Source organism: Allobrachymonas denitrificans DSM 15123, from assembly GCF_900110225.1.
In the GTDB taxonomy this organism is placed as follows: domain Bacteria; phylum Pseudomonadota; class Gammaproteobacteria; order Burkholderiales; family Burkholderiaceae_C; genus Brachymonas; species Brachymonas denitrificans.
Map to the genome: position 1 here is coordinate 1 of NZ_FOCW01000014.1, position 25,368 is coordinate 25,368.

The 25,368-nt window shown below is 62.7% G+C and carries 25 protein-coding genes and 3 tRNA genes; 21 read left to right on the forward strand and 7 right to left on the reverse strand.

All coding sequences use genetic code 11. From position 1 onward, the window contains the following. A partial coding sequence (locus BMW28_RS12295; protein ID WP_143280604.1) for an integrase core domain-containing protein occupies positions 1-422 on the forward strand: 422 nt, incomplete at its 5' end. A gap of 393 nt (positions 423-815) precedes the next feature. On the opposite strand, the gene BMW28_RS12300 is transcribed toward BMW28_RS12295, so the two are convergent. Together BMW28_RS12300 and BMW28_RS12305 are read right to left on the reverse strand one after the other, a co-directional pair. After that, positions 816-1,340 carry a hypothetical protein gene (locus tag BMW28_RS12300; RefSeq protein ID WP_091818374.1) on the reverse strand — a complete coding sequence of 175 codons (525 nt, stop codon included), beginning with the start codon at positions 1,338-1,340 and terminating at the stop codon, positions 816-818. Positions 1,341-1,547: 207 nt separating this feature from the next. Then, positions 1,548-1,883, reverse strand: coding sequence for an acyl-CoA thioesterase (locus BMW28_RS12305; RefSeq protein ID WP_407640958.1), 336 nt, complete (start codon positions 1,881-1,883; stop codon positions 1,548-1,550). A 557-nt stretch (positions 1,884-2,440) separates the two neighbouring features. On the opposite strand from BMW28_RS12305, the gene BMW28_RS12315 reads away from it, so the two are divergent. From BMW28_RS12315 to htpX, 8 genes are all read left to right on the forward strand, one after another. After that, positions 2,441-4,282: an ABCB family ABC transporter ATP-binding protein/permease gene (locus BMW28_RS12315; RefSeq protein WP_200785801.1), complete on the forward strand. Its 1,842-nt coding sequence runs from the start codon at positions 2,441-2,443 to the stop codon at positions 4,280-4,282. A gap of 196 nt (positions 4,283-4,478) precedes the next feature. Beyond that, positions 4,479-5,447 carry an amino acid ABC transporter substrate-binding protein gene (locus BMW28_RS12320; protein ID WP_200785800.1) on the forward strand — a complete coding sequence of 323 codons (969 nt, stop codon included), beginning with the start codon at positions 4,479-4,481 and terminating at the stop codon, positions 5,445-5,447. A 141-nt stretch (positions 5,448-5,588) separates the two neighbouring features. Beyond that, a complete protein-coding gene (locus BMW28_RS12325) occupies positions 5,589-6,350 on the forward strand; it encodes an amino acid ABC transporter permease (RefSeq protein WP_091818407.1) in 762 nt (253 codons plus the stop codon). A 2-nt stretch (positions 6,351-6,352) separates the two neighbouring features. Continuing rightward, on the forward strand, positions 6,353-7,018 hold the full coding sequence (locus BMW28_RS12330) for an amino acid ABC transporter permease (protein ID WP_091818381.1): 666 nt from the start codon (positions 6,353-6,355) through the stop codon (positions 7,016-7,018). Positions 7,019-7,048: 30 nt separating this feature from the next. After that, a complete protein-coding gene (locus tag BMW28_RS12335; protein ID WP_091818408.1) occupies positions 7,049-7,786 on the forward strand; it encodes an amino acid ABC transporter ATP-binding protein in 738 nt (245 codons plus the stop codon). 147 nt (positions 7,787-7,933) lie between these two features. Next, positions 7,934-8,977, forward strand: coding sequence for a dihydroorotase (gene pyrC, locus BMW28_RS12340; protein ID WP_091818383.1), 1,044 nt, complete (start codon positions 7,934-7,936; stop codon positions 8,975-8,977). A 22-nt stretch (positions 8,978-8,999) separates the two neighbouring features. After that, positions 9,000-9,791: a DUF3025 domain-containing protein gene (locus BMW28_RS12345; protein WP_234970150.1), complete on the forward strand. Its 792-nt coding sequence runs from the start codon at positions 9,000-9,002 to the stop codon at positions 9,789-9,791. Between the two features lie 143 nt (positions 9,792-9,934). After that, positions 9,935-10,801, forward strand: coding sequence for a protease HtpX (gene htpX / locus BMW28_RS12350; RefSeq protein ID WP_091818385.1), 867 nt, complete (start codon positions 9,935-9,937; stop codon positions 10,799-10,801). A 120-nt stretch (positions 10,802-10,921) separates the two neighbouring features. Here htpX and cysK read toward each other — a convergent pair whose 3' ends face one another. Further along, positions 10,922-11,839 carry a cysteine synthase A gene (gene cysK / locus BMW28_RS12355; RefSeq protein ID WP_091818387.1) on the reverse strand — a complete coding sequence of 306 codons (918 nt, stop codon included), beginning with the start codon at positions 11,837-11,839 and terminating at the stop codon, positions 10,922-10,924. Positions 11,840-12,015: 176 nt separating this feature from the next. On the opposite strand from cysK, the gene BMW28_RS12360 reads away from it, so the two are divergent. Beyond that, positions 12,016-13,350, forward strand: a complete 1,335-nt coding sequence (locus BMW28_RS12360) for a DUF445 domain-containing protein (RefSeq protein WP_159430763.1) — start codon at positions 12,016-12,018, stop codon at positions 13,348-13,350. A gap of 12 nt (positions 13,351-13,362) precedes the next feature. Here BMW28_RS12360 and BMW28_RS12365 read toward each other — a convergent pair whose 3' ends face one another. The 4 genes from BMW28_RS12365 to apaG are packed head-to-tail and all read right to left on the reverse strand — an operon-like array spanning position 13,363 to position 17,601. After that, positions 13,363-13,938, reverse strand: a complete 576-nt coding sequence (locus BMW28_RS12365; protein WP_091818391.1) for a phosphatidylglycerophosphatase A family protein — start codon at positions 13,936-13,938, stop codon at positions 13,363-13,365. A 41-nt stretch (positions 13,939-13,979) separates the two neighbouring features. Then, entirely contained in the window at positions 13,980-15,029 is a 1,050-nt protein-coding gene (gene thiL / locus BMW28_RS12370) for a thiamine-phosphate kinase (protein ID WP_091818392.1), read from the reverse strand. A 13-nt stretch (positions 15,030-15,042) separates the two neighbouring features. Beyond that, positions 15,043-17,166, reverse strand: coding sequence for a site-specific recombinase (locus BMW28_RS12375; protein ID WP_091818394.1), 2,124 nt, complete (start codon positions 17,164-17,166; stop codon positions 15,043-15,045). A gap of 6 nt (positions 17,167-17,172) precedes the next feature. Next, a complete protein-coding gene (gene apaG, locus BMW28_RS12380; RefSeq protein WP_091818395.1) occupies positions 17,173-17,601 on the reverse strand; it encodes a Co2+/Mg2+ efflux protein ApaG in 429 nt (142 codons plus the stop codon). A 69-nt stretch (positions 17,602-17,670) separates the two neighbouring features. On the opposite strand from apaG, the gene rpe reads away from it, so the two are divergent. The 11 genes from rpe (at position 17,671) to tuf (ending at position 25,368) form a co-directional block, all read left to right on the forward strand. After that, the gene (gene rpe, locus BMW28_RS12385) at positions 17,671-18,348 is read left to right on the forward strand and encodes a ribulose-phosphate 3-epimerase (RefSeq protein WP_091818397.1); all 678 of its coding nucleotides are present in this window, start codon (positions 17,671-17,673) and stop codon (positions 18,346-18,348) included. A gap of 170 nt (positions 18,349-18,518) precedes the next feature. Next, positions 18,519-19,205, forward strand: a complete 687-nt coding sequence (gene gph, locus BMW28_RS12390; protein ID WP_234970151.1) for a phosphoglycolate phosphatase — start codon at positions 18,519-18,521, stop codon at positions 19,203-19,205. Positions 19,206-19,558: 353 nt separating this feature from the next. After that, entirely contained in the window at positions 19,559-21,061 is a 1,503-nt protein-coding gene (gene trpE / locus BMW28_RS12395; protein ID WP_091818398.1) for an anthranilate synthase component I, read from the forward strand. After that, positions 21,058-21,651, forward strand: a complete 594-nt coding sequence (locus BMW28_RS12400; protein ID WP_091818400.1) for an anthranilate synthase component II — start codon at positions 21,058-21,060, stop codon at positions 21,649-21,651. Before trpE ends, BMW28_RS12400 begins: the two co-directional genes overlap by 4 nt. Further along, a complete protein-coding gene (gene trpD / locus BMW28_RS12405; protein ID WP_091818401.1) occupies positions 21,648-22,697 on the forward strand; it encodes an anthranilate phosphoribosyltransferase in 1,050 nt (349 codons plus the stop codon). Before BMW28_RS12400 ends, trpD begins: the two co-directional genes overlap by 4 nt. A gap of 2 nt (positions 22,698-22,699) precedes the next feature. Further along, positions 22,700-22,849 (forward strand): hypothetical protein, encoded by a 150-nt coding sequence (locus BMW28_RS12955; protein ID WP_159430764.1) that lies wholly within the window; start codon positions 22,700-22,702, stop codon positions 22,847-22,849. A gap of 1 nt (position 22,850) precedes the next feature. Continuing rightward, positions 22,851-23,672 (forward strand): indole-3-glycerol phosphate synthase TrpC, encoded by an 822-nt coding sequence (trpC, locus tag BMW28_RS12410; RefSeq protein WP_091818403.1) that lies wholly within the window; start codon positions 22,851-22,853, stop codon positions 23,670-23,672. A gap of 100 nt (positions 23,673-23,772) precedes the next feature. Further along, a tRNA-Tyr gene (locus BMW28_RS12415) sits at positions 23,773-23,858 on the forward strand. 64 nt (positions 23,859-23,922) lie between these two features. After that, positions 23,923-23,996, forward strand: a tRNA-Gly gene (locus tag BMW28_RS12420). Positions 23,997-24,034: 38 nt separating this feature from the next. Beyond that, positions 24,035-24,109 (forward strand) — tRNA-Thr (locus tag BMW28_RS12425). Between the two features lie 68 nt (positions 24,110-24,177). Continuing rightward, complete coding sequence (gene tuf, locus BMW28_RS12430; RefSeq protein ID WP_091815611.1) at positions 24,178-25,368, forward strand: elongation factor Tu; 1,191 nt, start codon at positions 24,178-24,180, stop codon at positions 25,366-25,368.

The window sequence follows — 25,368 nt, forward strand, 5'->3', positions numbered from 1 at the left end:
GCATGACCTCAGACCTTGTTCTCGCGGCGTTGAACATGGCACTGGAGCAGCGCAAGCCCAAGGGCGTCATCCATCACTCGGACCAGGGTAGCCAGTACACGAGCCAGGCCTTCGGCGAACGCTGCCGGCAGATGAGCGTTCGGCCTTCCATGGGGACGGTGGGCGATGCCTACGACAACGCCATGGCTGAGAGCTTCTTTGCCAGTCTTGAAGGCGAACTGATTGAGCGCAACAGTTTCCAGAGCAAAGCCCAGGCCCGCATGGCGGTCTTCACATGGATTGAAGGTTGGTACAACCCCAGACGCCGCCACAGCGGCTTGGGCTACCTCTCACCTCTGAACTTTGAAAGGAGTCAAGAAACCCTGTTTGATGTTGTCGAAGACGTTCACCTACACGTCGAGGCAACGCCCGAAACGGTTTGAGAATCAAACCAATACCCGTCCACGGAAGTGGGTCAACTCCAGTTGGGCTAATATGGAGAGGCAAGTCGGCCTGCTGTTGGGAAATGCACCCGATGCAACGCGCCCCGGCTTTCTTTCTCGTCGCTCTTATGTGGCACCTAGCCCACAACGCCGAAGTCACTTCAAGCGGCCCAAAACAGACCTAACCTAGCGTCTTGTATAGAGTTTCAAGCCGTGGGCGATTTGCACACGGGGCTTGACACCAGCAATTTTTTATGCTCATTCTTCATGAAGGGCACGGTTTGCAGGAAGGCGTCCTGCTGCGTTATGCACAGCTCGTCAAAGTCAGAAAGAAGGGAAGGCGTGTGCCTTCCCTTTTCTCATTTTGCTCTTGGATGGTTGGATGTCAGGCACTTACCAGCAAAAGCCGGGGCGAAGCAGATCACGGCTGAGTTCCGGACGCTCCGGTACGGTGGCGATGGCCTGGCTCCAATACTGGCCATTCTTTTCTACAGCTGGCTGTGAGAGTGTGCTGGCAGTGCTTTCCAGCATGTGGAAGTAAAGAGTCGTCGTCTGCTCGGGATGCAGTTCTTCTTCCGTAGTGCTGCAACTGGTACGATACCAATCGTAGCCATGAGCAGCGATGAGACGCGATCCCAAGGTCTGTGCGATGAAGCGGATGATGGCGGGACACTGCCATCCATGCACGCTACTGAGTCCATGAGGCGTAATCAGGGCCTTGTAGGTCAACTCCCCGGTTCGCTCGAACTGAATCGAGGCATCATGCTGATAGTGTTCCAACGCTTCACTTCGCATCACCTGGCGAATGCTGAGCTGGAACTGCGGTTGATCCAGGTTTTCTACGATCTGTTTCCACGTGATGCCTCGTTCCGAGCGTTCGTTGTCTGCCGGAGAGACTGTTGCTGAATGGCTGCGCATTGGGTTAAAGAATGAGATTCAAAATATTTGCTTACTTGTTGCGTGTGAGGCATCAAAGTAAAGCTGCTCAAATTCAAAAATTCTGAGTACGAAAGGACTCTTATTTTTGAAGAGTGCGATGATACATCTGATTCTTGACAGAAGTATTACAGCAAGCCCCGCTGTTCAGCCGAGAGCACGCTTTTGCATGTCCGTGGGCGGCTTGGACTACTGTTGTATGGTTCTCGGCTTTCCCTCTTCATCGATGGCGACATAGGTCACCACAGCGTCGGTCACCTTGAGGTAGCGGCCCTGGTCATTGAAGGTTTCCGCGTACACCTCAACGCAAATGGTGATGGATGTGTTCCCCACGCGCTGAACTGACGCATAGAAGGAAAGGATGTCGCCGACGCGCACCGGCTGTTTGAAGATGAACTCCTTCACTGCTACGGTAGCGGTGCGTCCGCGGGTCTTTCGGAATGCCGCAATGGCACCGGCCACGTCGACCTGGGCCATGACCCATCCGCCAAAGATGTCCCCATTGGCATTGCAGTCTGCCGGCATGGGAACGACTTTGAGCACCAGTTCATGGGTTTCAGTGGAGTCCGGCAGGCGGTCAAGAAATGGACGCTTGGGAGATGGGCGGGCGTTATGTGCGTGCGTGGACATGGTGGGGAGGACTGCGGGATATTCGTGGTTCATGACAAAGTCTTCTTGCTAACAGTGATTGTGCCGCACCGTGAAGACATTGTTTATGGGCATCGCCGTTACGGGTGCATGGTGTCGGGGATATGGAACCATGCATGTCCACGTCGAGTCTATGATTCACTGGAAGACCGAGACCGAGACCGAGACCGAGACCGAGACCGAGATTGATACCGGGCACGCGGTCGAAGTCTCTAAGCCGCGGTCCGAGTCTGAGTCTGGGTCTGGGTCTGGGTCTGGGTCTGAAGCCGTCAGCGTTGAGCCTGCGGCCTACTCCCGGGCCTGGATCAACTCAGTTTCGGTGATCGGCTTCTTGACTCCTGCAATGGAGGAGAGCGATACGGCGTGTCTCGGACACGAAACGGATACATTCAGTTCGTAATGCTGAAAGCGAAGGAGTAGCGTGGATGCGGGGAATGGCGCGAGGGGGATATGTGGAAGGTGATGCGGGAAAGCCGGTCAAGCGTAATGACTGGAATACCCTCAAGCGCCTGTTGCCCTATCTCTGGGAGTACCGATGGCGCGTGTTGATTGCGTTGCTGTTGATGGTGGGGGCGAAGCTGGCAAATATCGGCGTTCCGCTGCTCCTGAAACAGCTGGTGGACGCGATGAACGTTCGACCGGGCAGCGCCGAGGCGATGCTGGTGGTGCCGGTGGGTTTGCTGTTGGCCTATGGCCTGCTCCGGTTGGCGACTTCCGTTTTCACGGAGCTGCGTGAGCTGGTATTTTCCAAGGCGACGGAGGGGGCGGCGCGCAGCATCGCGCTGCGGGTCTTCAGGCATCTGCACAGTCTCAGTCTGCGCTTCCATCTGGAACGGCAGACTGGTGGCATGACGCGTGATATCGAGCGGGGCACCCGGGCGGTGCATTCGCTGGTGTCATTCTCCCTGTACAGCATCCTGCCGACGCTGATCGAAGTGAGTCTGGTGCTTGGTATCCTGGCGGTGAAGTTCGATGCCGGATTTGCCTTGATTACCGGCGTGGCGCTGGTGCTGTATATCTTCTTCACCGTGAGCGTGACGGAGTGGCGTACCGAATTGCGGCGTGAAATGAACCGGCTGGATTCGGTGGCGCACAGTCGGGCGGTGGATGCCTTGCTCAACTACGAGACCGTCAAGTACTTCAACAATGAGGAGTATGAGGCAACGCGTTATGACGTGCGCCTGGAGCAGTACCGCAAGGCGGCGATCAAGAGTCAGAGCACGTTGAGCCTGCTCAACAGCGGGCAGCAACTGATCATTGCGGTTGCGTTGGTGGCCATGCTGTGGCGGGCGACGCAAGGGGTGGCCGAGGGGCGGCTGACGATCGGTGACCTGGTGATGATCAACGCCTTCATGATCCAGCTGTACATTCCGCTGAACTTTCTGGGCGTGCTGTATCGCGAGATCAAGCAGAGCCTGACCGATCTGGACAAGATGTTCACCCTGATCGACATGCCGCGCGAGATCGAGGATCGTACCGGGGCGGCAGCGCTGCATTTGCAACACGGCCTGCCGGTCATTCGCTTCGAGAATGTGTCATTTTCCTATGATCCGGCACGACCAATTCTGCATGATGTGAGCTTCGAGGTGCCTCCGGGCAAGACGGTTGCGGTGGTCGGACCCTCGGGGGCAGGCAAATCCACGCTGGCCCGCTTGCTGTACCGCTTCTACGATGTGCAGCAGGGAGGTATCACGATCGACGGCCAGGATCTGCGTGATGTGACTCAGGACAGCTTGCGCCGCGCGATTGGCATCGTGCCGCAGGATACTGTGCTGTTCAATGACACGGTGGCCTACAACATCGGCTATGGCAATACCGAGGCCGATCAGGACGCGATCGTGCGGGCGGCCAAGGCTGCGCGCATCCATGACTTCATCGAGCGCACGCCCAAGGGCTATGCGACCATGGTAGGCGAGCGCGGACTGAAGCTTTCGGGCGGGGAAAAGCAGCGGGTGGCAATTGCTCGTGCGTTACTCAAGAATCCGCCCATCATGGTGCTGGATGAAGCGACGTCCGCGCTGGACTCTGCCACCGAGCGTGCGATTCAGGCGGAGTTGCGCCAGGTGGCTGACAACAAGACCACGCTGGTGATCGCCCATCGACTGTCCACCGTGGTGGATGCCCACGAAATTCTGGTGCTGGATCAGGGGCGTGTGGTGGAGCGGGGCACCCACGAGGCCTTGCTGGCCCGGCAAGGGCAGTATGCCGAGATGTGGGCCTTGCAGCAAAGCAGGGACTTTGCGGATTCTTTTGCGTCAGAGGGCTTTGCACAATGAAAACTGCACTGCTTCCTGTTAAGGTAACAGCGTGCATGAGCTGACGGCCCCAAAAATGGGGCTGAGGCATGCCAAACGTGATTTAGTCGATGACTTGTAGCGGATTTGTGGGGAAATCAGGGTAAACCTGTACGCTCGTTCGATCTGTTTCAGGCCTAATCGGTCCCTCGAATTCTTTCCTGACAGGAGTATGACTATGCGCACTCAATTGATGGCCGTCGCTGGCGCGGCATTGCTGGTTCTGGCTGGTTGTGGCCAGAAGGACGCAGGGACTTCGGCGCCGGCTTCGGCCGCAGCCGACGCGGGTTCTGCCGCCGCTGCGGCGCCTGCCGCTGCCGTGGATACGCTGGGCAAGATCAAGTCCAGCGGCGTGGTGAATCTGGGTGTGCGCGAGTCTTCCGGCCTGGGCTATACGCTGGGCAATGGCAAGTACGTGGGTTTCCACACCGAGATGGCCGAGCGCATCGTGGATGACCTGAAGAAGGAGCTGGGCACCGAGATCAAGATCAACTACCAGCCGATCACCTCGCAGAACCGCATTCCGCTGCTGCAGAACGGTACCATCGACTTCGAATGCGGTTCCACCACCAACAACACCGCACGCCAGAAAGATGCCGATTTCGCCATCACCACGTATGTGGAAGAAGTGCGCATCGCAACCAAGGCCAACTCCGGCATCAAGGGCGTGGCGGACCTGAAGGGCAAGACCGTGGTGACCACGACCGGTACCACCTCGGTGCAGACCCTGCGCAAGAACGACCGCGCCCAGGGCCTGGACTTCAAGGAAGTGATGGGCAAGGACCATGCAGACAGCTTCCTGATGCTGGAGTCCGGCCGTGCCGATGCCTTCGTGATGGACGGTTCCATCCTGGCGGCCAACATCGCCAAGTCCAAGAGCCCGAAGGATTTCGTGCTGGTGGGCGATGCCCTGTCGGTCGAGCCGATCGCGTGCATGCTGCCCAAGGGCGATACCAAGTTCAAGGAAGCCGTGGACAACAGCATCAAGCGCCAGATCGCCGATGGCTCCCTGGAAAAACTGTATGACCGCTGGTTCCTGCAGCCGATTCCGCCGGCCAACGTGACGGTGGGTCTGCCGCTGTCTGCCAGCACCAAGGACGCCTGGGCCAACCCCAACAACAAGCCGATGGAAGATTACGCCAAGTAAGACTCCCGGCCAGGCCAGCGACTGAAAGGCAGGAGCAGGCCTCCCGGGTTTCGGGAGGGCGCTTCCTGCCTCGCTGTTTTTTGGGGAGGGATCCACCGTGTTTGCCGGCTGGATCAATAAGAACATGGACAAGGAGTGGCCATGATGGGAAATCTGGATTGGGCGGTGTTCTGCAAGGACATCGTCACGGGCGATGCCATATCCGGCTGCCTGGGGAACGGGCGGGATATCAGCTATCTGAACTGGCTGTTTTCTGCCTGGGGGTGGACCGTGGGGGTGTCGGTGACGGCGCTGCTGGTGGCGCTGGTGATGGGCTCCATCATCGGGGTGCTGCGCACGCTGCCGGATTCTCCGTGGCTGGTACGCATCGGCAATGCCTGGGTGGAATGGTTCCGCAACATCCCGCTGCTGGTACAGATTTTCCTGTGGTACCACGTGCTGCCTGCGCTGGTGCCGGCAGCCAAGAGCCTGCCGCCCTTCATTCTGGTGGTGATGGCGCTGGGCCTGTTCACTTCGGCGCGGATTGCCGAGCAGGTGCGCTCCGGCATCCAGGCCTTGCCCAAGGGGCAGCGCTACGCCGGCATGGCATTGGGTTTCACGACGCCGCAGTACTACCGCTATGTGCTGCTGCCCATGGCCTATCGCATCATCATTCCACCGCTCACGAGCGAGTCGATGAACATCTTCAAGAACTCGGCAGCGGCGTTTGCGGTGTCGATTCCGGAGCTGACCCAGTTTGCCCTGCAGGCCGGTGAGGAAACCGCGCGCCTGATCGAGATCTATGTGGCGGTGACCGTTCTGTACGTGATTTCGGCACTGGCCATCAACCGCATCATGGCCGTGATCGAAAGGCGGGTGCGTGTGCCCGGCTTTGTCGCATCCGGTACTGGGGGAGGGCACTGATCATGAATCTGAGCTTCTCTTTCCTCGATGCCGAATTCTTTGGCAACTACATTCTCAAAGGTCTGCAGTTCAGCGTTCTGCTGACGGTGCTGGCAACGATTGGCGGCATCCTGTTCGGCACGGTGCTGGCGCTGATGCGCCTGTCCGGCAAGAAATGGCTGGATGCGCCTGCGGCCTTCTATGTGAACGGCATGCGCTCCATTCCGCTGGTGATGGTGATCCTGTGGTTCTTCCTGCTGGTGCCCATGGTGATCGGGCGCTCGATCGGTGCAGAATACTCGGCCATCATTACCTTCATTGCCTTCGAGGCAGCCTATTTCAGCGAGATCGTGCGCGCCGGTATCCAGTCGATTCCGCGCGGACAGGTGTTTGCGGGGCAGGCGCTGGGGATGAGCTATGCGCAGAACATGCGGCTGGTGATTCTGCCGCAGGCCTTCCGCAACATGCTGCCGGTGTTTCTGACGCAGACCATCATCCTGTTTCAGGATACCTCGCTGGTGTATGCCATCGGCGCCTATGACCTGCTCAAGGGTTTTGAAACGGCGGGCAAGAACTATGGCCGTACCACCGAAACCTATCTGATGGCGGCGGTGATGTATTTCGTGATCTGCTTCAGCCTGTCGTGGGCAGTGAAGCGCCTGAACAAGAAAATTGCGATTATTCGCTGAACGGGGAGATTGTCCAAAATGTCCGAACACATGATTCAAATAAAGAACGTCTCCAAGTGGTACGGTCCGGTGCAGGTGCTGCAGGACTGCAATGTGAATATCAACAAGGGTGACGTGGTGGTGGTGTGCGGGCCTTCGGGCTCGGGCAAGTCGACGCTGATCAAGACCGTGAACGGTCTGGAGCCGATCCAGAAGGGCGAGATCATCGTCAACGGTACGTCGCTCACCGACTCCAGGACCAACCTGCCCAAACTGCGCAGCCAGGTCGGCATGGTGTTCCAGCACTTCGAGCTGTTTCCGCACCTGAGCGTGACCGAGAACCTGACGATTGCACAGGTGAAGGTGCTGGGGCGCAGCATGGACGAGGCCAAGAAGCGCGGCCTGAAGATGCTGGACCGCGTGGGCCTGATGGCGCACAAGGACAAGTTCCCCGGCCAGCTGTCCGGCGGCCAGCAGCAGCGCGTGGCGATTGCGCGCGCGCTGAGCATGGACCCGGTGGTGATGCTGTTCGACGAGCCCACTTCGGCACTGGACCCGGAGATGGTGGGCGAGGTGCTGGATGTGATGGTCAACCTGGCCAAGGAAGGCATGACCATGATGGTGGTGACGCACGAGATGGGCTTTGCGCGCAAGGTGGCCAACCGCGTGATCTTCATCGACGTGGGCGGCAAGATTCTGGAGGATTGCAGCAAGGAAGAATTCTTTGGCAATCCAGAAGCGCGCCAGCCGCGGACCAAGGACTTCCTGAACAAGATCCTGCAGCACTGACGGCCTGCTCAGGCAGCTGGGACTCCCTGCTGGAGAGAGTGCTGAAACTCAGGCGCCCGTGCTTGCGCTGTGCAAGTGCGGGCGTTTGCCGTTGTGCGATGGGCATGCCGTGCACCCAAGCCGCGCAGCAAATGCGAAAATAGCAGGATGAGCACTTCCACCACCCTGACCCTCACCCGCCCCGATGACTGGCACCTGCATGTGCGCGATGGTATTCCGCTGAACACGGTCGTTCCGCATACGGCTGCGCAGTTCGGCCGCGCCATCATCATGCCCAACCTCAGGCCGCCGGTGACCACGGCGGAACAGGCTCTGGCGTACAAGCAGCGCATCCAGGCTGCCGTGCCAGCGGGTGTGAGCTTCGAACCGCTGATGACGCTGTACCTGACGGACAACACGCCGCCTGAAGAAGTGGTGCGCGCCAAGGCCGCCGGCGTGGTGGCGTTCAAGCTGTATCCTGCCGGTGCCACGACCAACAGCGATGCGGGCGTGACGGATATCCGCAAGACCTACGCCACGCTGGAGGCCATGCAGCGCGAAGGCATCCTGCTGCTGGTGCATGGTGAGGTGACCGATCCGGCCATTGACATCTTCGACCGCGAGGCGGTTTTCATCGAGCAGGTGATGCAGCCGCTGCGCCGCGATTTTCCGGAGCTGAAAGTGGTGTTCGAGCACATCACCACCAAGGATGCGGCGGAGTATGTGACGCAGGCCGATCAGTACACCGGCGCCACCATCACTGCGCACCATCTGCTGTACAACCGCAATGCGATCTTTACCGGCGGCATCCGGCCGCATTACTACTGCCTGCCCGTGCTCAAGCGCGAAGTGCACCGCCTGGCGCTGGTGCAGGCGGCGACCAGCGGCAGTGACCGTTTCTTCCTGGGCACTGACAGTGCTCCGCATGCGGCGCACCTGAAGGAACACGCCACGGGCTGCGCCGGTTGCTACACGGCCCACGCAGCCATGGAGCTGTACGCCGAAGCCTTCGAGGCCGCTGGCGCACTGGACAGGCTGGAAGCCTTTGCCAGCTTCAACGGCCCCGCGTTCTATGGTCTGCCTCGCAATACGGGCACGATCACGCTGCGCAAGGAGAGCTGGACCACGCCCGAGAGCTTTGCCTACGGCGAAGCCGAACTCAAGCCGCTGCGTGGCGGCGAGGAGTTGGGCTGGCGTCTGGTGACGGCCTGACGCCATTCCGGCGTGCGCGCGCATGATGGTGTTTCCCGAGCGCTTGCCCGACTGGACGGCGGCTTGGCATCGCCCGCTGTTGCCCGTGGGCCTGCAGACCATGCAGCGGTGGCAGCAGACAGGGGATGTCTGCGCCGCCCTCAATGCCTGCGAAGGTGCGGCTGGCGTCTGCTTTGTGCCGCAGGAGGAATTACCTGCTGGCATGGCCTATGAGCAGTTCATCTACGACACGCGCCAGGTGCCAACGCGCAGCAACTGGCATGATTTCTTCAATGGCCTGATGTGGCTGCATTTTCCGCGCACCAAGTTGCGGCTGAATGCACTGCAGGGCGAAGAACTGGCGCGGCTGGGCGGGGTCGGCGCCACGCGTGGACCGGTACGTGATGCGCTGACCCTGTTTGATGAGAACGTCGCGCTGTTGCAGGCGCCGGATGCCTTGTGGGAGGCGCTGGCGTGGAAGCGCTGGGATGAAGTGTTTGGTTCATTGCGCGCCTTGTGGGCCGAAAGCCGGCTGGTGCTGTTCGGCCATGCGACGCTGGAGCAATTGGTTCAGCCCTTCAAGGGCATCACGGCGCATGTGTATAGGGTGCCTGCGGCTGCGGGCCTTTGCACCGATGGGCCGGAGGGCGCAGCGCGCTGGGATGCCTGGCTGGCGGAGGCGCTGACGGCAGAGCATTTGCGCGGCAAGCCGTTCGTGCATCTGCCGGTGCTGGGCGTACCGGGATGGTGGGCGGCCAATGCGGAGGCGGATTTCTATCAGGATCCGAAGGTGTTCCGGCCCTTGCGCCGGCCGCCGGTGCATGTGACGGCGTGATCCCTGCAGCGATTTCTGCCCCGATTCGTGCGGGAATTGGCGGGCTGTTTCTTGCATTCGGGCCAGTTGCCCCTACCATGCGCATTGTCTTTTGTCGGGCGGATTGTCTGCCCGGCTGACGGACGGATTTTCAGAAAGACGCCATGAAACGCATTTTCCTGTTCCTGCTGACTAACGTGGCCGTGGTGGCGGTGCTGGGCATCGTGACCAATCTGCTGGGGGTGAACCACTACCTGACGGCCAACGGCATCAACTACACCAGCCTGCTGGTGTATGCCTTCGTGATCGGCTTCACTGGCGCCATCATCTCGCTGCTGATGAGCAAAACCATGGCCAAGACCAGCATGGGCCTGCACATGATCGACCAGCCGCGCAACGCGGACGAGGCCTGGATCGTGGAGACGGTGCGCAAGCTGGCCACCACTGCCAAGATCGGCATGCCGGAAGTGGGCATCTACGAGGGCGAGCCGAACGCCTTTGCCACGGGCGCCTTCAAGAACTCGGCGCTGGTGGGTGTATCCACCGGCCTGCTGCAGGGCATGACGCGCGATGAGGTCGAGGCCGTGCTGGCGCACGAGGTTGCGCACATTGCCAATGGCGACATGGTCACCATGACGCTGATCCAAGGTGTGATGAACACCTTCGTCGTGTTCCTGAGCCGCGTGATCGGTTCGCTGGTGGATGGTTTCCTGCGCCGCGGTGATGACAGCTCCGGCCCGGGCATCGGCTACATGATCACCACCATGGTGCTGGATCTGGTGCTGGGCTTCCTGGCTGCCATCATCGTGGCCTGGTTCAGCCGCCAGCGCGAGTTCCGTGCGGATGCCGGCTCTGCCCAGCTGATGGGCCAGCGTCAGCCGATGATCAACGCACTGCATCGTCTGGGCGGCATGCAGCCGGGCGCGCTGCCGCAGAGCATGCAGGCCTTCGGCATCACCGGTGGGCTGGGCAAGCTGTTCTCTACCCACCCGCCGCTGGAAGAGCGTATTGCGCGCCTGCAGCAGGGTTGATGCCAGGGCGCTGATCGCGCACGACAAGCGCAAAACAAAACCCGTCTGGAGGGATCCAGACGGGTTTTTGCTTTGGTGCCCAACTGTCTGACTGCGGAGCCAGACAGTCCGCCAACACCCTCAAGCAGGCAGGAAGCCCTCGATCGACAGATAGCGCTCGCCCGTGTCGTAGTTGATGCCCAGCACCTTGGCATCGGCAGGCAGCTCCGGCAGCTTCTGCGCAATGGCCGCCAGCGTGGCGCCGCTGCTGATGCCGACCAGCAGGCCTTCCTGCGTGGCGGAGCGGCGGGCATAGTCCATGGCAGCGGGGCCTTCGATCTGGATCACACCGTCGAGCAGGCTGGTGTCCAGGTTCTTTGGGATGAAGCCGGCGCCGATGCCCTGGATCGGGTGCGGGCCGGGTTGGCCGCCACTGATGACGGGAGACAGCGTGGGCTCGACGGCATAGACCTTGAGTTGGGGCCATTTGGCCTTGAGCACGCGGGCCACGCCGGTGATGTGGCCACCGGTACCGACGCCGGTGATCAGCACATCCAGGCCTTCAGGGAAATCGGCCGCGATTTCTTCTGCCGTGGTGCGGGCATGCACTTCGGGGTTGGCGGCATTGTCGAACTGCTGGGGAATCCAGGAGCCCGGCGTCTGCGCAGCCAGCTCCTCGGCGCGGGCGATGGCGCCTTTCATGCCCTTCTCCTTGGGCGTCAGGTCGAAGCTGGCGCCGTAGGCCAGCATCAGGCGGCGGCGCTCGATGCTCATGCTTTCCGGCATCACCAGGATCAGCTTGTAGCCTTTTACGGCCGCGACCATGGCCAGACCCACGCCGGTGTTGCCGGAGGTGGGTTCGATGATGGTGGCGCCCGGCTTCAGTTGGCCGGATTGCTCGGCCGCCTCGATCATGGACAGCGCGATGCGGTCCTTGATGCTGCCGCCGGGGTTGAAGCGCTCGGCCTTGATCCAGACTTCCTGGCCGCCCGGAAACAGGCGGCTGTAGCGGATGTGCGGGGTGCGACCGATGGTGTCGAGAACGGAACTGGCTTTCATGGTTGTCCTTTCAGGGTGGCCACCGTTTGTCTGGCGGTGGTGTGTTCTTGTTTCGTGTCGGACATTGTGCCGATTCTTTTATCACTTTTCGTCATGAAATTACGCGCCAATATCCACGCGCTTTCCGCTTTATCCCCTGATTGCGCAGGGACATTCGCGCAGGCAGAATGGGACGCATGAAGCAAGCATCTGCAAGCCCGACGGGCCCGGATTTGGCGGCCGAACGGGCCGAAGAAAAGGCGCGCCAGCTGCGGCGCATGAAGGGCATTGCGCTGGGGGCATTGTTGCTCGCCGTGCTGCTGCTGGCGCTCAGCCACTATTTTGGACGGCAGGGCGCTTGGGCCTGGGTCGGGGCCTTTGCCGAGGCCGCGACGGTGGGTGCCCTGGCCGACTGGTTTGCCGTGGTGGCGCTGTTCCGCCATCCGATGGGTCTGCCGATTCCGCACACCGCCATCATCCCGCGCAACCAGCAGCGCATTGCCGACAACCTGGCGCATTTCGTGCGCGACAAGTTTCTGGACAAGGCGGTGCTGCTGCCGCGCATTGCCGCCTTCAACCCGGCGCAGCGCATCGGCGAGTATCTGAGCCAGCCCGAGCGGGTGGCGTATCTGGCCACGCAGCTGCGCAGTTGGGCGCGGCAGTCGCTGGCGGCACTGGATGATCCGGCCATCGAGCGCGATCTGCTCGCCATCGTCAAGCGCCAGCTGCACGACTGGAACGCCGCTCCCACGGCCGCGCAGCTGATGCAGATGCTGACGCACGGCCAGCACCATCAGCGCGTGCTCAATGCGGGGCTGGTGAAAATGGCCGAATGGGTGAGTGCCCCCGAAATCCGCGGACTCATCTCCGACAAGATGATGGCCATGGCGCGGCGCGAATATCCCAAGATGACCTGGTTCACCGACAAGCTGGACCGCACCGAGGAAATTGCCGATCGTCTGGCGGACAAGCTCGCCCAGGCCCTGATCGACGAAGTGGTGGTGGTGCTGAAAGACCCGGAGCACCCGCTGCGTGTGCACTATGGCGAGGAAGTGGTGCGCATGATGGCGCGGCTGGAAGAAGAGCCAGAGTTGCAGCAGAAGGTGCAGCAGTTCAAGACGCAGCTGCTGCTGCATCCGGCCTTGCAGGGCTATGTGCAGCAACTCTGGGCGCGGTTGCGTGCCTGGCTGCACGATGATCTGGACAGCGAGGACTCGGTGATCGCGCGCCACTTCGTGAAGTATGCGCAGCAGCTGGGCGAGCGCCTGCGCGATGATGCGGTCTGGCAGGATGCCGCCAATGACCAGCTGCGCATCGCGGTGGAGCACGTGGCCGATCAGTTGCGCGACATTGCCCCCGAGCATATCCGCCGCACGGTGCAGGACTGGGATGCGCGCTACATGGTGCAGGAGATCGAGCGCAGCGTGGGACGCGACCTGCAGTTCATCCGGCTCAATGGCACGGTGATCGGCGGCTTGGCTGGCGTGGTGCTGTATGCGCTGTTCCGCTACGTGCCGGGGTTGTCCGGCTAAGGAGCAAGGGGTTTATTGCCACCAGCCCGCATGCAGGCCGGATGCGTGGATCAGCGTCAGCACCGCCACGCTGCAGGCAGCGGCCACCAGGTCGTCAAACAGGATGCCCCAGCCGCCGCGCCAGCCGAAACCCTTGAAACGCTGATCGGCGCAGCGTACCGGCGGGGGTTTGGCGGCATCGAAGAAGCGGAAGACGGCAAAGGCAGCGGCCTGCCAGATCCAGGCCTGCGCAGAAAACGGCTCCAGGGCCAGCGCCGGCTGCAGGATCCAGAGCACGGCCCAGAAGGCCACCACTTCATCCCAGACGATGCTGCCGGGGTCGGCGATGCCCATGTTGCGCGCGGTGACGGTGCACGCCCACCAGCCGAGCGGAATGCCCAGTAGAACCAGCCAGCCCAGCGCAGTGTGCGTCACAACTGTCTGCAACAGCAGCCAGGCGGCCCAGGCCCAGAGCGTGCCTGCTGTACCAGGTGCTTTCGGGCTCAGGCCCGAGCCGAAACCCAGGGCGATCCAGTGCGCGGGATGGCGCAGCAGGAAGGACAGGGTGGGTCGGCTGGGAGCAAGCGGGGCGTTGGGCATGGCGTGCATTGTCGCAGAGCGGGGCGGGCCGCAGGCAGGGGGGCGTTGCTTCAGGCGAAATGATCAAAGGCCTGGGCCGCCAGCGTCTGTTGCCGTCCTTCCAGATCGATCCAGCGCAGGCCGGGCTGCGGCTCCATGCGGCCAATGCGGCTGGCGCACAGACCGCAGCGGGCTGCGGCAGCGGCCACGGCCTCGCGTCGAGCCGGAGGCGCGGTGAACACCAGTTCGTAATCGTCCCCACCGGCAAGTGCCATGTCCAGGGCAAAGTCGTTCCCCAGCGTGCGCAGCGCCGGGCTGCAGGCGTGCAGCAGCCCTTCGGCGCCATCGAGCGCCTTGAGGCTGGCTCCCAACCCGGAGGCGCGCAGGATGTGGCCCAGATCACCGGTCAGGCCGTCGCTGAGGTCGGCACAGGCGCTGGCGATGCCGCGCAAGGCCAGGCCCAGCGCCACGCGGGGCTGGGGCAGCTCCAGACGCACGCGCGTCATGTGCAGCAGGTGGTGGCGCAGGCGCGTGTCCAGTGCCTGCAGGGTGGCGGCGGCCGAAGGCGTCTCGCCACGTGCCAGTTGCTGGAGCTGCAGGGCCAGCCGTGCATCGCCCAGACCTTGCAGCGGGGCGTGGCTGACATAGATGTCGTCGCCGGCGCTGGCACCGCTGCGCAGATGGGCGCTGCCGGGAGGCACGCTGCCGAACACCGTCAGGCTGAGCGTCAGGGGCCCCCGTGTGGTATCACCCCCCACCAGTTCGCAGGCGTGGGCATCCGCCAGGGCAAACAGGCCGCTGGCAAAGGCTTCCAGCCAGGCATCATCGACGGCCGGCAAGGCGATGGCCAGCGTGGCACCCAGGGGCTGCGCACCACAGGCAGCCAGATCACTCAGGTTCACTGCCAGCGCCTTGTGGCCGAGTGCAGCCGGATCCACATCCTCGAAGAAGTGCCGACCCGCCACCAGCATGTCGGTGGAGATGGCGAGTTGCTCGTTGGGGAGCGGCGCCAGCAGGGCGCAGTCGTCACCGATGCCGACTGTTGCGTTGCGGGACACCGGCGGGCGGCGGAAATGGCGGTCGATCAGGGCGAATTCGCCGGAGCGGGGGAGGGCGGGCATGGGGTGCAGTCAGTCAGTTTCCCGAACCGGTCGGGGAAGAGGGCGTCTTGCGCTTCTTCGGAGGAAAAATGAAGCTCAGCGGCGCATGCAGCAGACGATAGCGCAAGGCCGCGTTGATGCGGCGGCGATCCACACGCGGCACGTTGTGGGCGGCAACGGCGGTGCGGAAGGCGAAGTAGAAGCTCACGATCACATTGATCGGCCCGACTAGCGCAACGCCGGCCAGCGCCAGCCAGAACTCCTGCTGGTGCAGCACCTGCCCGCCCAGCGTATAGCCGGCAGCGGCCAGTTGTCCTGCGGCCAGTGTCACGTGGCGCACTTCCAGACCCAGGCCGAAGAACAGGGCGATGGCAGGCGTCAGCCCCAGCATCAGGCCAAGCGAAATGTTGGCTGCCAGGCCCGATACATGCTCGCGCATCCAGTGCGCCAGCCGGCGTGCACGGTCCACACCCAGCAACCGGCGAAAGCGCGGATGGTGCGCAATGGCAGAGTCGAGGCGGTGGAACACGAACCAGTTTTCGGTCCAGCCCGCGATGATGCTGGAGGCAAACAGCAGCACGCCGGTAAAGCCGGCAAACAGCACGGTAGTGCCGAACACGTCGAGCGACGCCATGGTGCTGGTGGCGGTCTTGACCGGGATGATCGACTGCCCGAGGCCGTGCTCCAGCGCTGCCGCAATCAGCAGCACGCAGGGCACCACCGCCAGCAGGTTGCCCGCAATGGCGATCACCTGCGAGCGGATCAGGTGCGAGACTTCATCGACGAAGGCATCGATCGCATTGGGCTGGTCCATCGCCTTGAGGCGGGCTGCCAGTGCCGGGGCCGTCACGGCGGGCTGCTTGGTGGCGATGGTCCAGTGCAGCAGCTGGATCAGCACGAAGATCACCGCATAGTTGATGCCGGCGACCAGACCGCCCCAGAAGATTGATAGCGCCAGGGTGCCGATCAGGAACTTGAACCAGACGGCAAATCCCATGGCAAAGCCGCCGCCCAGCGCATGGCCGAGCATGATGCGCCATTCGCGGAAATTGCGCGTGATGTAGGTCTCGCCGCTTTCCGCATGGCGCTCGGCCACCTTGGCGGCGGTCAGGTGCGAGCTGCTGCGGATCAGGTTGCGCACGCTGCGCCGTTCCTGTCCGACCATGATCAGGCGCGCTACCAGCCGCGCGGTGGAGTGTGCGGAGTTCTGGCTGAACAGGCAATCCAGCAGTTCGTTCACGCGCTGCACGCGGTCGCGCATCTGGCGCAGGCGAAACACGATGCCGACCGACACGCCTTGCTCCGCAAGGTGTGCATACACGGTGCCCGCAGCGCGGCGGCAGTGTGCGAGCTGCTCGCGCAATAATTCGGTCGCTGCCAGGGTTTCCGGGTGTTGCAGCCCGTGGATGCCGAGTTGGCGGGTCCAGGTGTCCATGCAGTGCGACAGGCTGTGAAAGGCGCGCTGTGTTTCAGCGTCCTCGGCCATGCGCATGCGGATTTCGCTGGCAAAACCGGTGGCACTGATCTGGCTGACGCTGTAGGCAATGGCTTCGATCAGCTCGTTTTGCCAGTAGGTGGCCACTGGCTGGCCCCAGGCACTTGCCGTGGTGGCCAGCACGATATGGGGAGGTGCAACGGCGGGCTCTGCCACGCTGTCTTCCCAGAGGCCAGGCTGCCCGTCCTGCGCCGGAGCCCCTTGGGTAGCCGGAGCAAACAGCAGCCTTTCGGCGTGTTGCAATGTAGCGGGATCCAGCGCGCGGATCCACTTGGCATCGAAAGCCTGCGGAAACAGCAGGTGAAACAGCTGCGACAGATCGGTGGTTTCCGGCGTGGGCGGCAGCCACTTGCGCAGCAGCCGGTGCCCGAGTTCGCTGGCAAAGGCCGTTCGCGGCGCAAAGCCGTAGTCGGCCAGCAGCGGCGTGGCGTCCACATGGGTGATGAATTGCTGCCACCAGGCGCGCCAGCGCAGCGGCAACTCGGGCATGCGGCCGATGGCAGCCAGCATCTGCCGTACCCGTCCGACCGAGGCCTGCGCATCCTGCGCATCGCCACGGATCCACTCCAGCACGTCATGCAGCCACAGATGCCGCTCCACCTGATCGGCGTCGGGATCGATGCGGCCCAGCAGGGTCTCGATATCGAGCGTGCGTGCTGCCATGCAATCTCAATGCAGCGTATGCGACTGCGCCGGGGCAGAGCCGGCCTCGGGGGCGACCAGGGCAAACGGGCCGATCGGCGCCTCGAAGCGCTCGCCGTCCACCGCCACGCAGAAATAGCTGCCACGCATCACGCCATGCGAGGTGCGCAGCGGCGTGCCGCTGGTGTATTCGAACTTCTCGCCGGGCTTGAGCACCGGCTGGTAGCCGACCACGGCCAGGCCTTTCACCTGTTCCTCGCGGCCATCCCCGTCGGTGATGATCCAGTGGCGCGACACCACCTGCGCCGCCACCCGTCCCGTATTGGTGATCGTGACGTGGTAGGCAAAAACGTAATGCTCCGCCGCCGGCTCGGACTGGTCGGGCAGGTATTCCGGCCGGACCGCGACGGTCAGCTGGTAATCGGCATTGGGCGGGGTGGTGGTGAAATCTGACATGGGCGCTATGGTAGCGGCAAAGCTTGACAGCCGTGTCAGACACCGCCGTGATGCGCGACAATACCGGGCATGACCACCTACCGCATCGCCCCCTCCATTCTCTCGGCCGACTTTGCCCGCCTGGGCGACGAGGTGCGCAACGTGATTGCCGCCGGCGCCGACTGGATCCACTTCGACGTGATGGACAACCATTACGTGCCCAACCTCACCTTCGGCCCCATGATCTGCCAGGCCATCAAGCCGCACGCCGTCACGCCCGACGGCAAGCCGGTGCCGATGGACGTGCACATGATGGTGCAGCCCGTCGATGCCCTGGCCCAGGCCTTTGCCCAGGCCGGCGCCGACCTGATCAGCTTCCACCCCGACGCCAGCAGCCACGTGCACCGCAGCATCCAGGCCATCAAGGGCGCAGGCTGCCAGGCGGGGCTGGTATTCAACCCGGCCGAGCCGCTGGACGTGCTCGACTGGGTCATCGATGACATCGACCTGATCCTGCTGATGAGCGTCAACCCCGGTTTCGGTGGTCAGAGCTTCATCGACAGCGCCCTGCGCAAGATCGAGGCTGTGCGCAAGCGCATCGAGGCCTGCGGCAAGGATATCCGTCTTGAAGTGGATGGCGGCATCAAGGCTGACAACATCCGTCGCGTGGCCGATGCCGGTGCCGACACCTTCGTGGCCGGCAGCGCCATCTTCGGCAAGCCCGATTACGCGGCGGTGATTGCCCACATGCGCAAGGCGCTGGCATGAGCGCCGACGTGCCGCAGCACCTCACCGGGGCGGGCCAGACTTCCGAAGCAACCGCTTCCGCCGCGCCACGTAACGTGGCTTCCAGCACGGTCTCGATGGCGGACGCCTCCGCCCCCTCCATCTACCTGAGCTGGCCAGGTGCCACGCAGGGGCTGGCCATCCAGGCAGCCATGGTCGACCTGGACGGCACCATGGTCGACACCCTGGGCGATTTCGAAGTGGCACTCAACCGCATGCTGGCCGAGCTGCAATTGCCGCCGGTGTCGCGCGAGTTCATCAGCCAGACAGTGGGCAAGGGCTCCGAGCACCTGATCCGCACCGTGCTGGCCGAACAGATGCGCCAGGCCAGCCTGACTGTCTGCGAAAGCAGCTGCCCGGCAACACAGCCTGAAGCCCGCTACGAACAGGCGTGGCGCTCCTATCAGGCGCACTATCACACCATCAATGGCCAGTTCGCCGAGGTATTTGCCGGGGTGCGCGAGGGCCTGCAGAAGCTGCACGTCGCCGGCCTGCCCATGGCCTGTCTCACCAACAAGCCGCAAGCCCATGCAGAAGCGCTGCTGGAGGCCCTGGACCTGCGCCAGTATTTCCAGCTCGTCTTCGGCGGCGATGCCTTTCCGCGCAAGAAGCCCGATCCCATGCCGCTGCTGGAAACCGCCAGGGCACTCCGCACGCCGCCACAGGCCACGCTGATGCTGGGTGATTCCAGCAATGACGCCCAGGCCGCCCACGCCGCCGGTTGCCCGGTGCTGCTGGTGAGCTACGGTTACAACCACGGCGAACCGATCCGCGCAGTGTCCGCCGACGGCTATCTCGACAGCCTGAGCGAACTTGTGGCAGCGCCTTTGGCCGGGTAATGCTTCCAGATCGCCACACCCGCCCGGGCCGACCGAAAAACGGCCCCCTTGCGGGAAAGCACCCTGCTGCATTGCGGCAAAAACTTTGCTAGACTGATCCGATGTTCATTCATCGAAACACCACCACAGGTTGCAGTGACCGGGGAGCCTGGCCCTGGCGTCCCTGTAATGCCTTCGGCGCGGCCTGATTGCGCTGGTGTTTCCTGCCCGTCCGCTGCAAGGCCAGCACATGGCGGGCGCCATTTCCCCGGGGCTGGCTGTCATCGTGATGCATGATGCAGCCGTTAGCATGCAAGGCGCTCTGCGCTTGCCCGCGAACAATTGCAGCCGCCCCCTGCACAAGGTGAATCCTCATGATGACTGAACTCGAATTCAACAGCCTGGTCGCCCAGGGCTACAACCGCATCCCGCTCATGCTCGAGGCCTTTGCCGACCTCGAGACCCCGCTCTCCCTCTACCTCAAGCTGGCCCACGCCGAATATGGCGGCAGCAACAGCTTTCTGCTCGAATCCGTGGTCGGTGGCGAGCGCTTCGGCCGCTACAGCTTCATCGGCCTGCCGGCGCGCACGCTGCTGCGCGCCAGTGGCTTTGGCGACGATGCCAAGACCGAAGTCGTCACCGACGGCCAGGTGGTCGAAACCGCCACCGGCAACCCGCTCGACTTCATCGCCAGCTACCAGCAGCGCTTCAAGGTGGCGCTGCGCCCCGGCATGCCGCGCTTTTGCGGAGGCCTCGCCGGCTATTTCGGTTATGACGCCGTGCGCTACATCGAGAAGAAGCTCGAAGCCTCCTGTCCGCCGGACGAACTTGGCACGCCCGACATCCTGCTGCTGCAGTGCGAGGAAGTGGCGGTGATCGACAACCTGTCGGGCAAGCTGTACATCCTGATCTACATCGATCCCAAGCAGCCCGAAGCCTTCAACCGCGGCAAGCTGCGCCTGCGCGAACTCAAGGACCGGCTGGCCCAGCCTGCCATCGCACCGCCCGCCGGCGTGTTCAGGAGTGAGCCCATCGAGCGCAATTTCGCCAAGGACGACTACCTGTCTGCCGTACAGCGCGCCAAGGATCTGATCGCCGCCGGCGACTTCATGCAGGTGCAGGTCGGCCAGCGCCTGAAGAAGCGCTTTGCCGCGCACCCGCTCAACCTGTACCGCGCGCTGCGCTCGCTCAACCCGAGCCCCTACATGTACTACTACCACTTCGGCGATTTCCAGGTGGTGGGGGCCTCGCCCGAGATCCTGGTGCGGCACGAGCATGCGTCCGACGGCACGCAGACGCTTACCATCCGCCCGCTCGCCGGCACGCGCCCGCGCGGCGCCACGCCCGAGGCGGATCTGGCCGCAGAGCAGGAACTGGTTAACGATCCCAAGGAGCGTGCCGAACACGTCATGCTGATCGACCTGGCGCGCAACGACATCGGCCGCATCGCCACCACCGGCTCGGTACAGGTCACGGAGGCCTTCGTGGTCGAGCGCTACAGCCACGTGATGCACATCGTCAGCAACGTGCAGGGCACGCTGCAGGACGGCATGAGCAATATGGACGTGCTGCGTGCCACCTTCCCGGCGGGCACGCTCACCGGTGCGCCCAAGGTACATGCCATGGAACTGATCGACGAACTCGAGCCGGTCAAGCGTGGCATCTACGGCGGCGCCTGCGGCTACCTGAGCTACGCCGGCGACATGGACGTGGCCATCGCCATCCGCACCGCCATCGTCAAGGACGGCATGCTCTACGTGCAGGCCTCCGCCGGCGTGGTGGCCGACAGCATTCCCGAGATGGAATGGAAGGAAACCGAACACAAGTCGCGCGCCCTGATGCGTGCGGCAGAACTGGTCGAGGAGGGCCTGCAATGAGCGACAAGACCAAGGTCCTGATGGTGGACAACTACGACAGCTTCACCTACAACATCGTCCAGTATTTCGGTGAACTCGGTGCCGAGGTGATCGTACACCGCAACGACGAAATCACGCTGGAGCAGCTCGATGCGTTGTTCCAGGCGGGTGCGTTTGACCGACTCTGCATCTCCCCCGGCCCGTGTTCGCCCAACGAGGCCGGTGTGTCGGTCCCGGCGATCAGACACTTTGCCGGCAAGCTGCCCATCCTCGGTGTCTGCCTGGGCCACCAGTCCATCGGCGCAGCCTTTGGCGGCAACATCATCCGCGCGCAGGAGCTGATGCACGGCAAGACCAGCGTCATCACCACCACGCAGACCGGCGTGTTCCGCAACCTGCCGCGCCAGTTCACCGTCAACCGCTACCACTCGCTGTCGATCGAACGTGCCAGCCTGCCGCAAGAGCTCGAGATCACCGCCTGGACCGATGATGGTGAAATCATGGGCGTGCGCCACAAGACGCTGGATGTCGAAGGCGTCCAGTTCCATCCCGAAAGCATCCTGACCGAGCACGGCCACGCCATGCTCAAGAATTTCCTGGAGCGAGCATGATCAAGCCTCTGCACATCACCCCGCAGGAAGCCCTGCAACGCACCATCGAACACCGCGAGATCTTCCACGACGAGATGCTGAGCCTGATGCGCCAGATCATGACCGGCGAAGTCTCTCCGGTGATGACGGCCGCCATCATGACCGGCCTGCGTGTGAAGAAGGAAACCATTGGCGAGATCAGCGCGGCCGCCAGGGTCATGCGCGAGTTCTCCACCAAGGTCAATATCGCGGACAAGACGCATCTGGTCGACATCGTCGGCACGGGCGGCGACGGTGCCCATACCTTCAACATCTCCACCTGCGCCATGTTCGTGGCGGCAGCGGCGGGCGCCCGCATCAGCAAGCACGGCGGCCGCAGCGTCAGCAGCAAGTCCGGCAGTGCCGATGTGGTCGAAGCGCTGGGTGCCAGCCTGGACATGACGCCCGCCGACATTGCGCGCTGCATCGACGAGGTCGGTATCGGCTTCATGTTCGCCCCCAACCACCATCCGGCCATGAAGAACGTGGCCCCGGTGCGGCGCGAACTCGGCGTCAAGACCATCTTCAACATCCTGGGCCCGCTCACCAATCCGGCCGATGCGCCCAACATCCTGATGGGCGTGTTCCATGCCGACCTGGTCGGCATCCAGGTGCGCGTGCTGGAAGAGCTGGGCGCCGACCATGCGGTGGTGGTCTATGGTCGTGACAACCTCGACGAAATCAGCCTCGGCGCTGCCACCCTGGTGGGCGAGCTGAAGAACGGTGTCGTCAGCGAATACGAAATCCATCCGGAAGACTTCGGCCTCACCATGCGCAGCACGCGTGCACTGCAGGTGAAAACACCCGAAGAATCGCGCCAGATGCTGCTCGGCGTGCTTGACAATCACGAAGGCGCAGCACGCGACGTGGTGCTGATGAATGCCGGCATGGCCCTGTACGCCGCCAACGTCGTCGACAGCATGGAGCAGGGCATCGAGCGTGCACGCCAGGCGCTGGATTCCGGTGCGGCCAAGGCCAAGCTGGAGCAGTTCGTCAAGCTGAGCTGCGAGCTGGCCAAGGTGCTGTGAGCATGCCGGCCTGGATGTTTGCCGATGGCGCGTGGATCGCCTTTGCGGTCACGCTGATTACCATCGTGGCGGCCATCGTCATGCATCGCGTCATCCTCAAGGTGCTGCGCGCACCGCCTCCCGAGTCTTCCGAAGAATCCGAGAAACACTGACATGTCCGACATCCTGCAGAAAATCGTTGCCGTCAAGCATGAAGAGGTGGCGGCAGCCCTCCAGCGCAAATCCCTGGCCGAGATGCGCGCCGATGCCGAAAGCCGCGTCCTCACGCGCGACTTCGCCGGTGCCATGCGCGCAAAGATCGCAGCGGGCCAGCCGGCCATCATCGCCGAGGTCAAGAAGGCCAGCCCGTCCAAGGGCGTGATTCGCGAGGATTTCATTCCGGCCGACATCGCCCAGAGCTACGCCGAAGGCGATGGCAAGCTCTCTGCGGCCTGTCTCTCGGTACTGACCGACCGCCAGTTCTTCCAGGGCTGCAATGACTACCTCAAGCAGGCGCGCGCCAGTTGCGACCTGCCGGTGCTGCGCAAGGACTTCATGGTGGATCCCTACCAGATCTACGAGGCACGCAGCATCGGCGCGGATTGCATCCTGCTGATTGCCGCCTGCCTGGATGACGCACAGATGCGCGACTTCGCCCGCATTGCGCATGATCTGGATATGGCGGTGCTGGTCGAGGTGCACGACGAGGCCGAAATGGAACGTGCCCGCCGCGTTGCAGCGGATGCCCGTCAGCCGGACAAGCTGCTGCTGGGCGTGAACAACCGCAACCTGCGCACTTTCGAGGTCGACATCCAGACCACCATCCGCCTGAAGCAGGGCCTGCCTGCCGAGCAGTTGCTGGTGGCCGAAAGCGGCATCCAGACGCGCGAGGACGTGCAAGTGTTGCGCGGAGCCGGCATTCAGGCCTTCCTGGTGGGAGAAAGTTTCATGCGTGCCGAAGAACCGGGGCTGGCTCTGGCACAATTGTTCGCCTGACGCGAACGCCACGCGTCCACTGCGGCAAGCGCCGATTTCGAAAAAAATCGGAAGGCTTGTAAAAACGCAAAAAACCGTGGCATAATTCGAGTCTTGCTGTGGAGAGGTGGCCGAGTGGTTAATGGCAGCAGACTGTAAATCTGCCCTCTTACGAGTACGCTGGTTCGAATCCAGCCCTCTCCACCACAGTTTTGATGCAGAGTGCGGCACTGCCGCGGCTTGAGGGTTAGGCTCTGGCGCCATCAAGTGCGCGGGAGTAGTTCAATGGTAGAACCTTAGCCTTCCAAGCTAATGACGCGGGTTCGATTCCCGTCTCCCGCTCCAGACGGTCTGCAGCAGAGTTGTTATCCAGTGCGAATTTCGCCCATGTGGCTCAGTGGTAGAGCACTCCCTTGGTAAGGGAGAGGTCGCGGGTCCGATTCCCGCCATGGGCACCATTCATGGCTTGTGCTAGCATGCCGTGGTTTCTTACCTCAACACACACTAGTTTTTCGGAGTCGAAAAAATGGCCAAGGAAAAGTTTGAACGGACCAAGCCGCACGTGAACGTCGGCACCATCGGTCACGTGGACCACGGCAAGACCACCCTGACTGCGGCAATCGCCACGGTGCTGTCCAAGAAGTTCGGCGGCGAAGCGCGTGACTACAGCCAGATCGACAACGCGCCCGAAGAGAAGGCCCGCGGCATCACGATCAACACCTCGCACGTCGAGTACGAGACGGCCAACCGCCACTACGCGCACGTTGACTGCCCCGGCCACGCCGACTACGTGAAGAACATGATTACCGGTGCTGCCCAGATGGACGGCGCCATTCTGGTGTGCTCCGCCGCTGACGGCCCGATGCCCCAGACCCGCGAACACATCCTGCTGTCCCGCCAGGTGGGCGTGCCCTACATCATCGTGTTCCTGAACAAGTGCGACATGGTTGATGACGCCGAGCTGCTGGAACTGGTCGAGATGGAAGTGCGCGAACTGCTGAGCAAGTACGACTTCCCCGGCGACGACACCCCCATCATCAAGGGTTCTGCCAAGCTGGCGCTGGAAGGCGACACGGGCGAGCTGGGCGAAGGCGCCATCATGCAGCTGGCCGAGGCGCTGGACTCCTACATCCCCGCTCCCGAGCGTGCTGTTGACGGTGCGTTCCTGATGCCGGTGGAAGACGTGTTCTCCATCTCCGGCCGCGGTACCGTGGTGACCGGTCGCGTCGAGCGCGGCATCATCAAGGTCGGCGAGGAAATCGAGATCGTCGGTATCAAGGAAACCCAGAAGACGACCTGCACGGGCGTGGAAATGTTCCGCAAGCTGCTGGATCAGGGCCAGGCTGGCGACAACGTGGGTATCCTGCTGCGCGGCACCAAGCGTGAAGACGTCGAGCGCGGCCAGGTGCTGTGCAAGCCGGGCTCCATCAAGCCGCACACCGAGTTCACCGCCGAGGTGTATGTTCTGTCCAAGGACGAAGGTGGCCGTCACACGCCGTTCTTCAACAACTACCGTCCGCAGTTCTACTTCCGCACCACCGACGTGACTGGCGCCATCGAGCTGCCGGCCGACAAGGAAATGGTGATGCCGGGTGACAACGTGTCGATCACCGTCAAGCTGATCGCCCCGATCGCCATGGAAGAAGGTCTGCGTTTCGCCATCCGCGAAGGCGGCCGTACCGTCGGCGCCGGCGTTGTTGCCAAGATCATCGCGTAA

Bases quoted from the DNA above. Each gene is read 5' to 3' on its own strand.
- BMW28_RS12320 (WP_200785800.1), top strand. From the start codon at position 4,479: ATGCGCACTCAATTGATGGCCGTCGCTGGCGCGGCATTGCTGGTTCTG.
- thiL (WP_091818392.1), bottom strand. From the start codon at position 15,029: ATGCCCGCCCTCCCCCGCTCCGGCGAATTCGCCCTGATCGACCGCCAT.
- htpX (WP_091818385.1), top strand. From the start codon at position 9,935: ATGAAACGCATTTTCCTGTTCCTGCTGACTAACGTGGCCGTGGTGGCG.
- BMW28_RS12365 (WP_091818391.1), bottom strand. From the start codon at position 13,938: ATGCACGCCATGCCCAACGCCCCGCTTGCTCCCAGCCGACCCACCCTG.
- BMW28_RS12300 (WP_091818374.1), bottom strand. From the start codon at position 1,340: ATGCGCAGCCATTCAGCAACAGTCTCTCCGGCAGACAACGAACGCTCG.
- tuf (WP_091815611.1), top strand. From the start codon at position 24,178: ATGGCCAAGGAAAAGTTTGAACGGACCAAGCCGCACGTGAACGTCGGC.
- gph (WP_234970151.1), top strand. From the start codon at position 18,519: ATGGTCGACCTGGACGGCACCATGGTCGACACCCTGGGCGATTTCGAA.
- trpE (WP_091818398.1), top strand. From the start codon at position 19,559: ATGATGACTGAACTCGAATTCAACAGCCTGGTCGCCCAGGGCTACAAC.
- BMW28_RS12305 (WP_407640958.1), bottom strand. From the start codon at position 1,883: ATGCCGGCAGACTGCAATGCCAATGGGGACATCTTTGGCGGATGGGTC.
- BMW28_RS12325 (WP_091818407.1), top strand. From the start codon at position 5,589: ATGATGGGAAATCTGGATTGGGCGGTGTTCTGCAAGGACATCGTCACG.
- cysK (WP_091818387.1), bottom strand. From the start codon at position 11,839: ATGAAAGCCAGTTCCGTTCTCGACACCATCGGTCGCACCCCGCACATC.
- BMW28_RS12375 (WP_091818394.1), bottom strand. From the start codon at position 17,166: ATGGCAGCACGCACGCTCGATATCGAGACCCTGCTGGGCCGCATCGAT.
- BMW28_RS12345 (WP_234970150.1), top strand. From the start codon at position 9,000: ATGATGGTGTTTCCCGAGCGCTTGCCCGACTGGACGGCGGCTTGGCAT.
- trpD (WP_091818401.1), top strand. From the start codon at position 21,648: ATGATCAAGCCTCTGCACATCACCCCGCAGGAAGCCCTGCAACGCACC.
- BMW28_RS12955 (WP_159430764.1), top strand. From the start codon at position 22,700: ATGCCGGCCTGGATGTTTGCCGATGGCGCGTGGATCGCCTTTGCGGTC.
- BMW28_RS12335 (WP_091818408.1), top strand. From the start codon at position 7,049: ATGATTCAAATAAAGAACGTCTCCAAGTGGTACGGTCCGGTGCAGGTG.
- apaG (WP_091818395.1), bottom strand. From the start codon at position 17,601: ATGTCAGATTTCACCACCACCCCGCCCAATGCCGATTACCAGCTGACC.
- BMW28_RS12315 (WP_200785801.1), top strand. From the start codon at position 2,441: ATGGCGCGAGGGGGATATGTGGAAGGTGATGCGGGAAAGCCGGTCAAG.
- BMW28_RS12360 (WP_159430763.1), top strand. From the start codon at position 12,016: ATGAAGCAAGCATCTGCAAGCCCGACGGGCCCGGATTTGGCGGCCGAA.
- trpC (WP_091818403.1), top strand. From the start codon at position 22,851: ATGTCCGACATCCTGCAGAAAATCGTTGCCGTCAAGCATGAAGAGGTG.
- rpe (WP_091818397.1), top strand. From the start codon at position 17,671: ATGACCACCTACCGCATCGCCCCCTCCATTCTCTCGGCCGACTTTGCC.
- BMW28_RS12330 (WP_091818381.1), top strand. From the start codon at position 6,353: ATGAATCTGAGCTTCTCTTTCCTCGATGCCGAATTCTTTGGCAACTAC.
- BMW28_RS12400 (WP_091818400.1), top strand. From the start codon at position 21,058: ATGAGCGACAAGACCAAGGTCCTGATGGTGGACAACTACGACAGCTTC.
- pyrC (WP_091818383.1), top strand. From the start codon at position 7,934: ATGAGCACTTCCACCACCCTGACCCTCACCCGCCCCGATGACTGGCAC.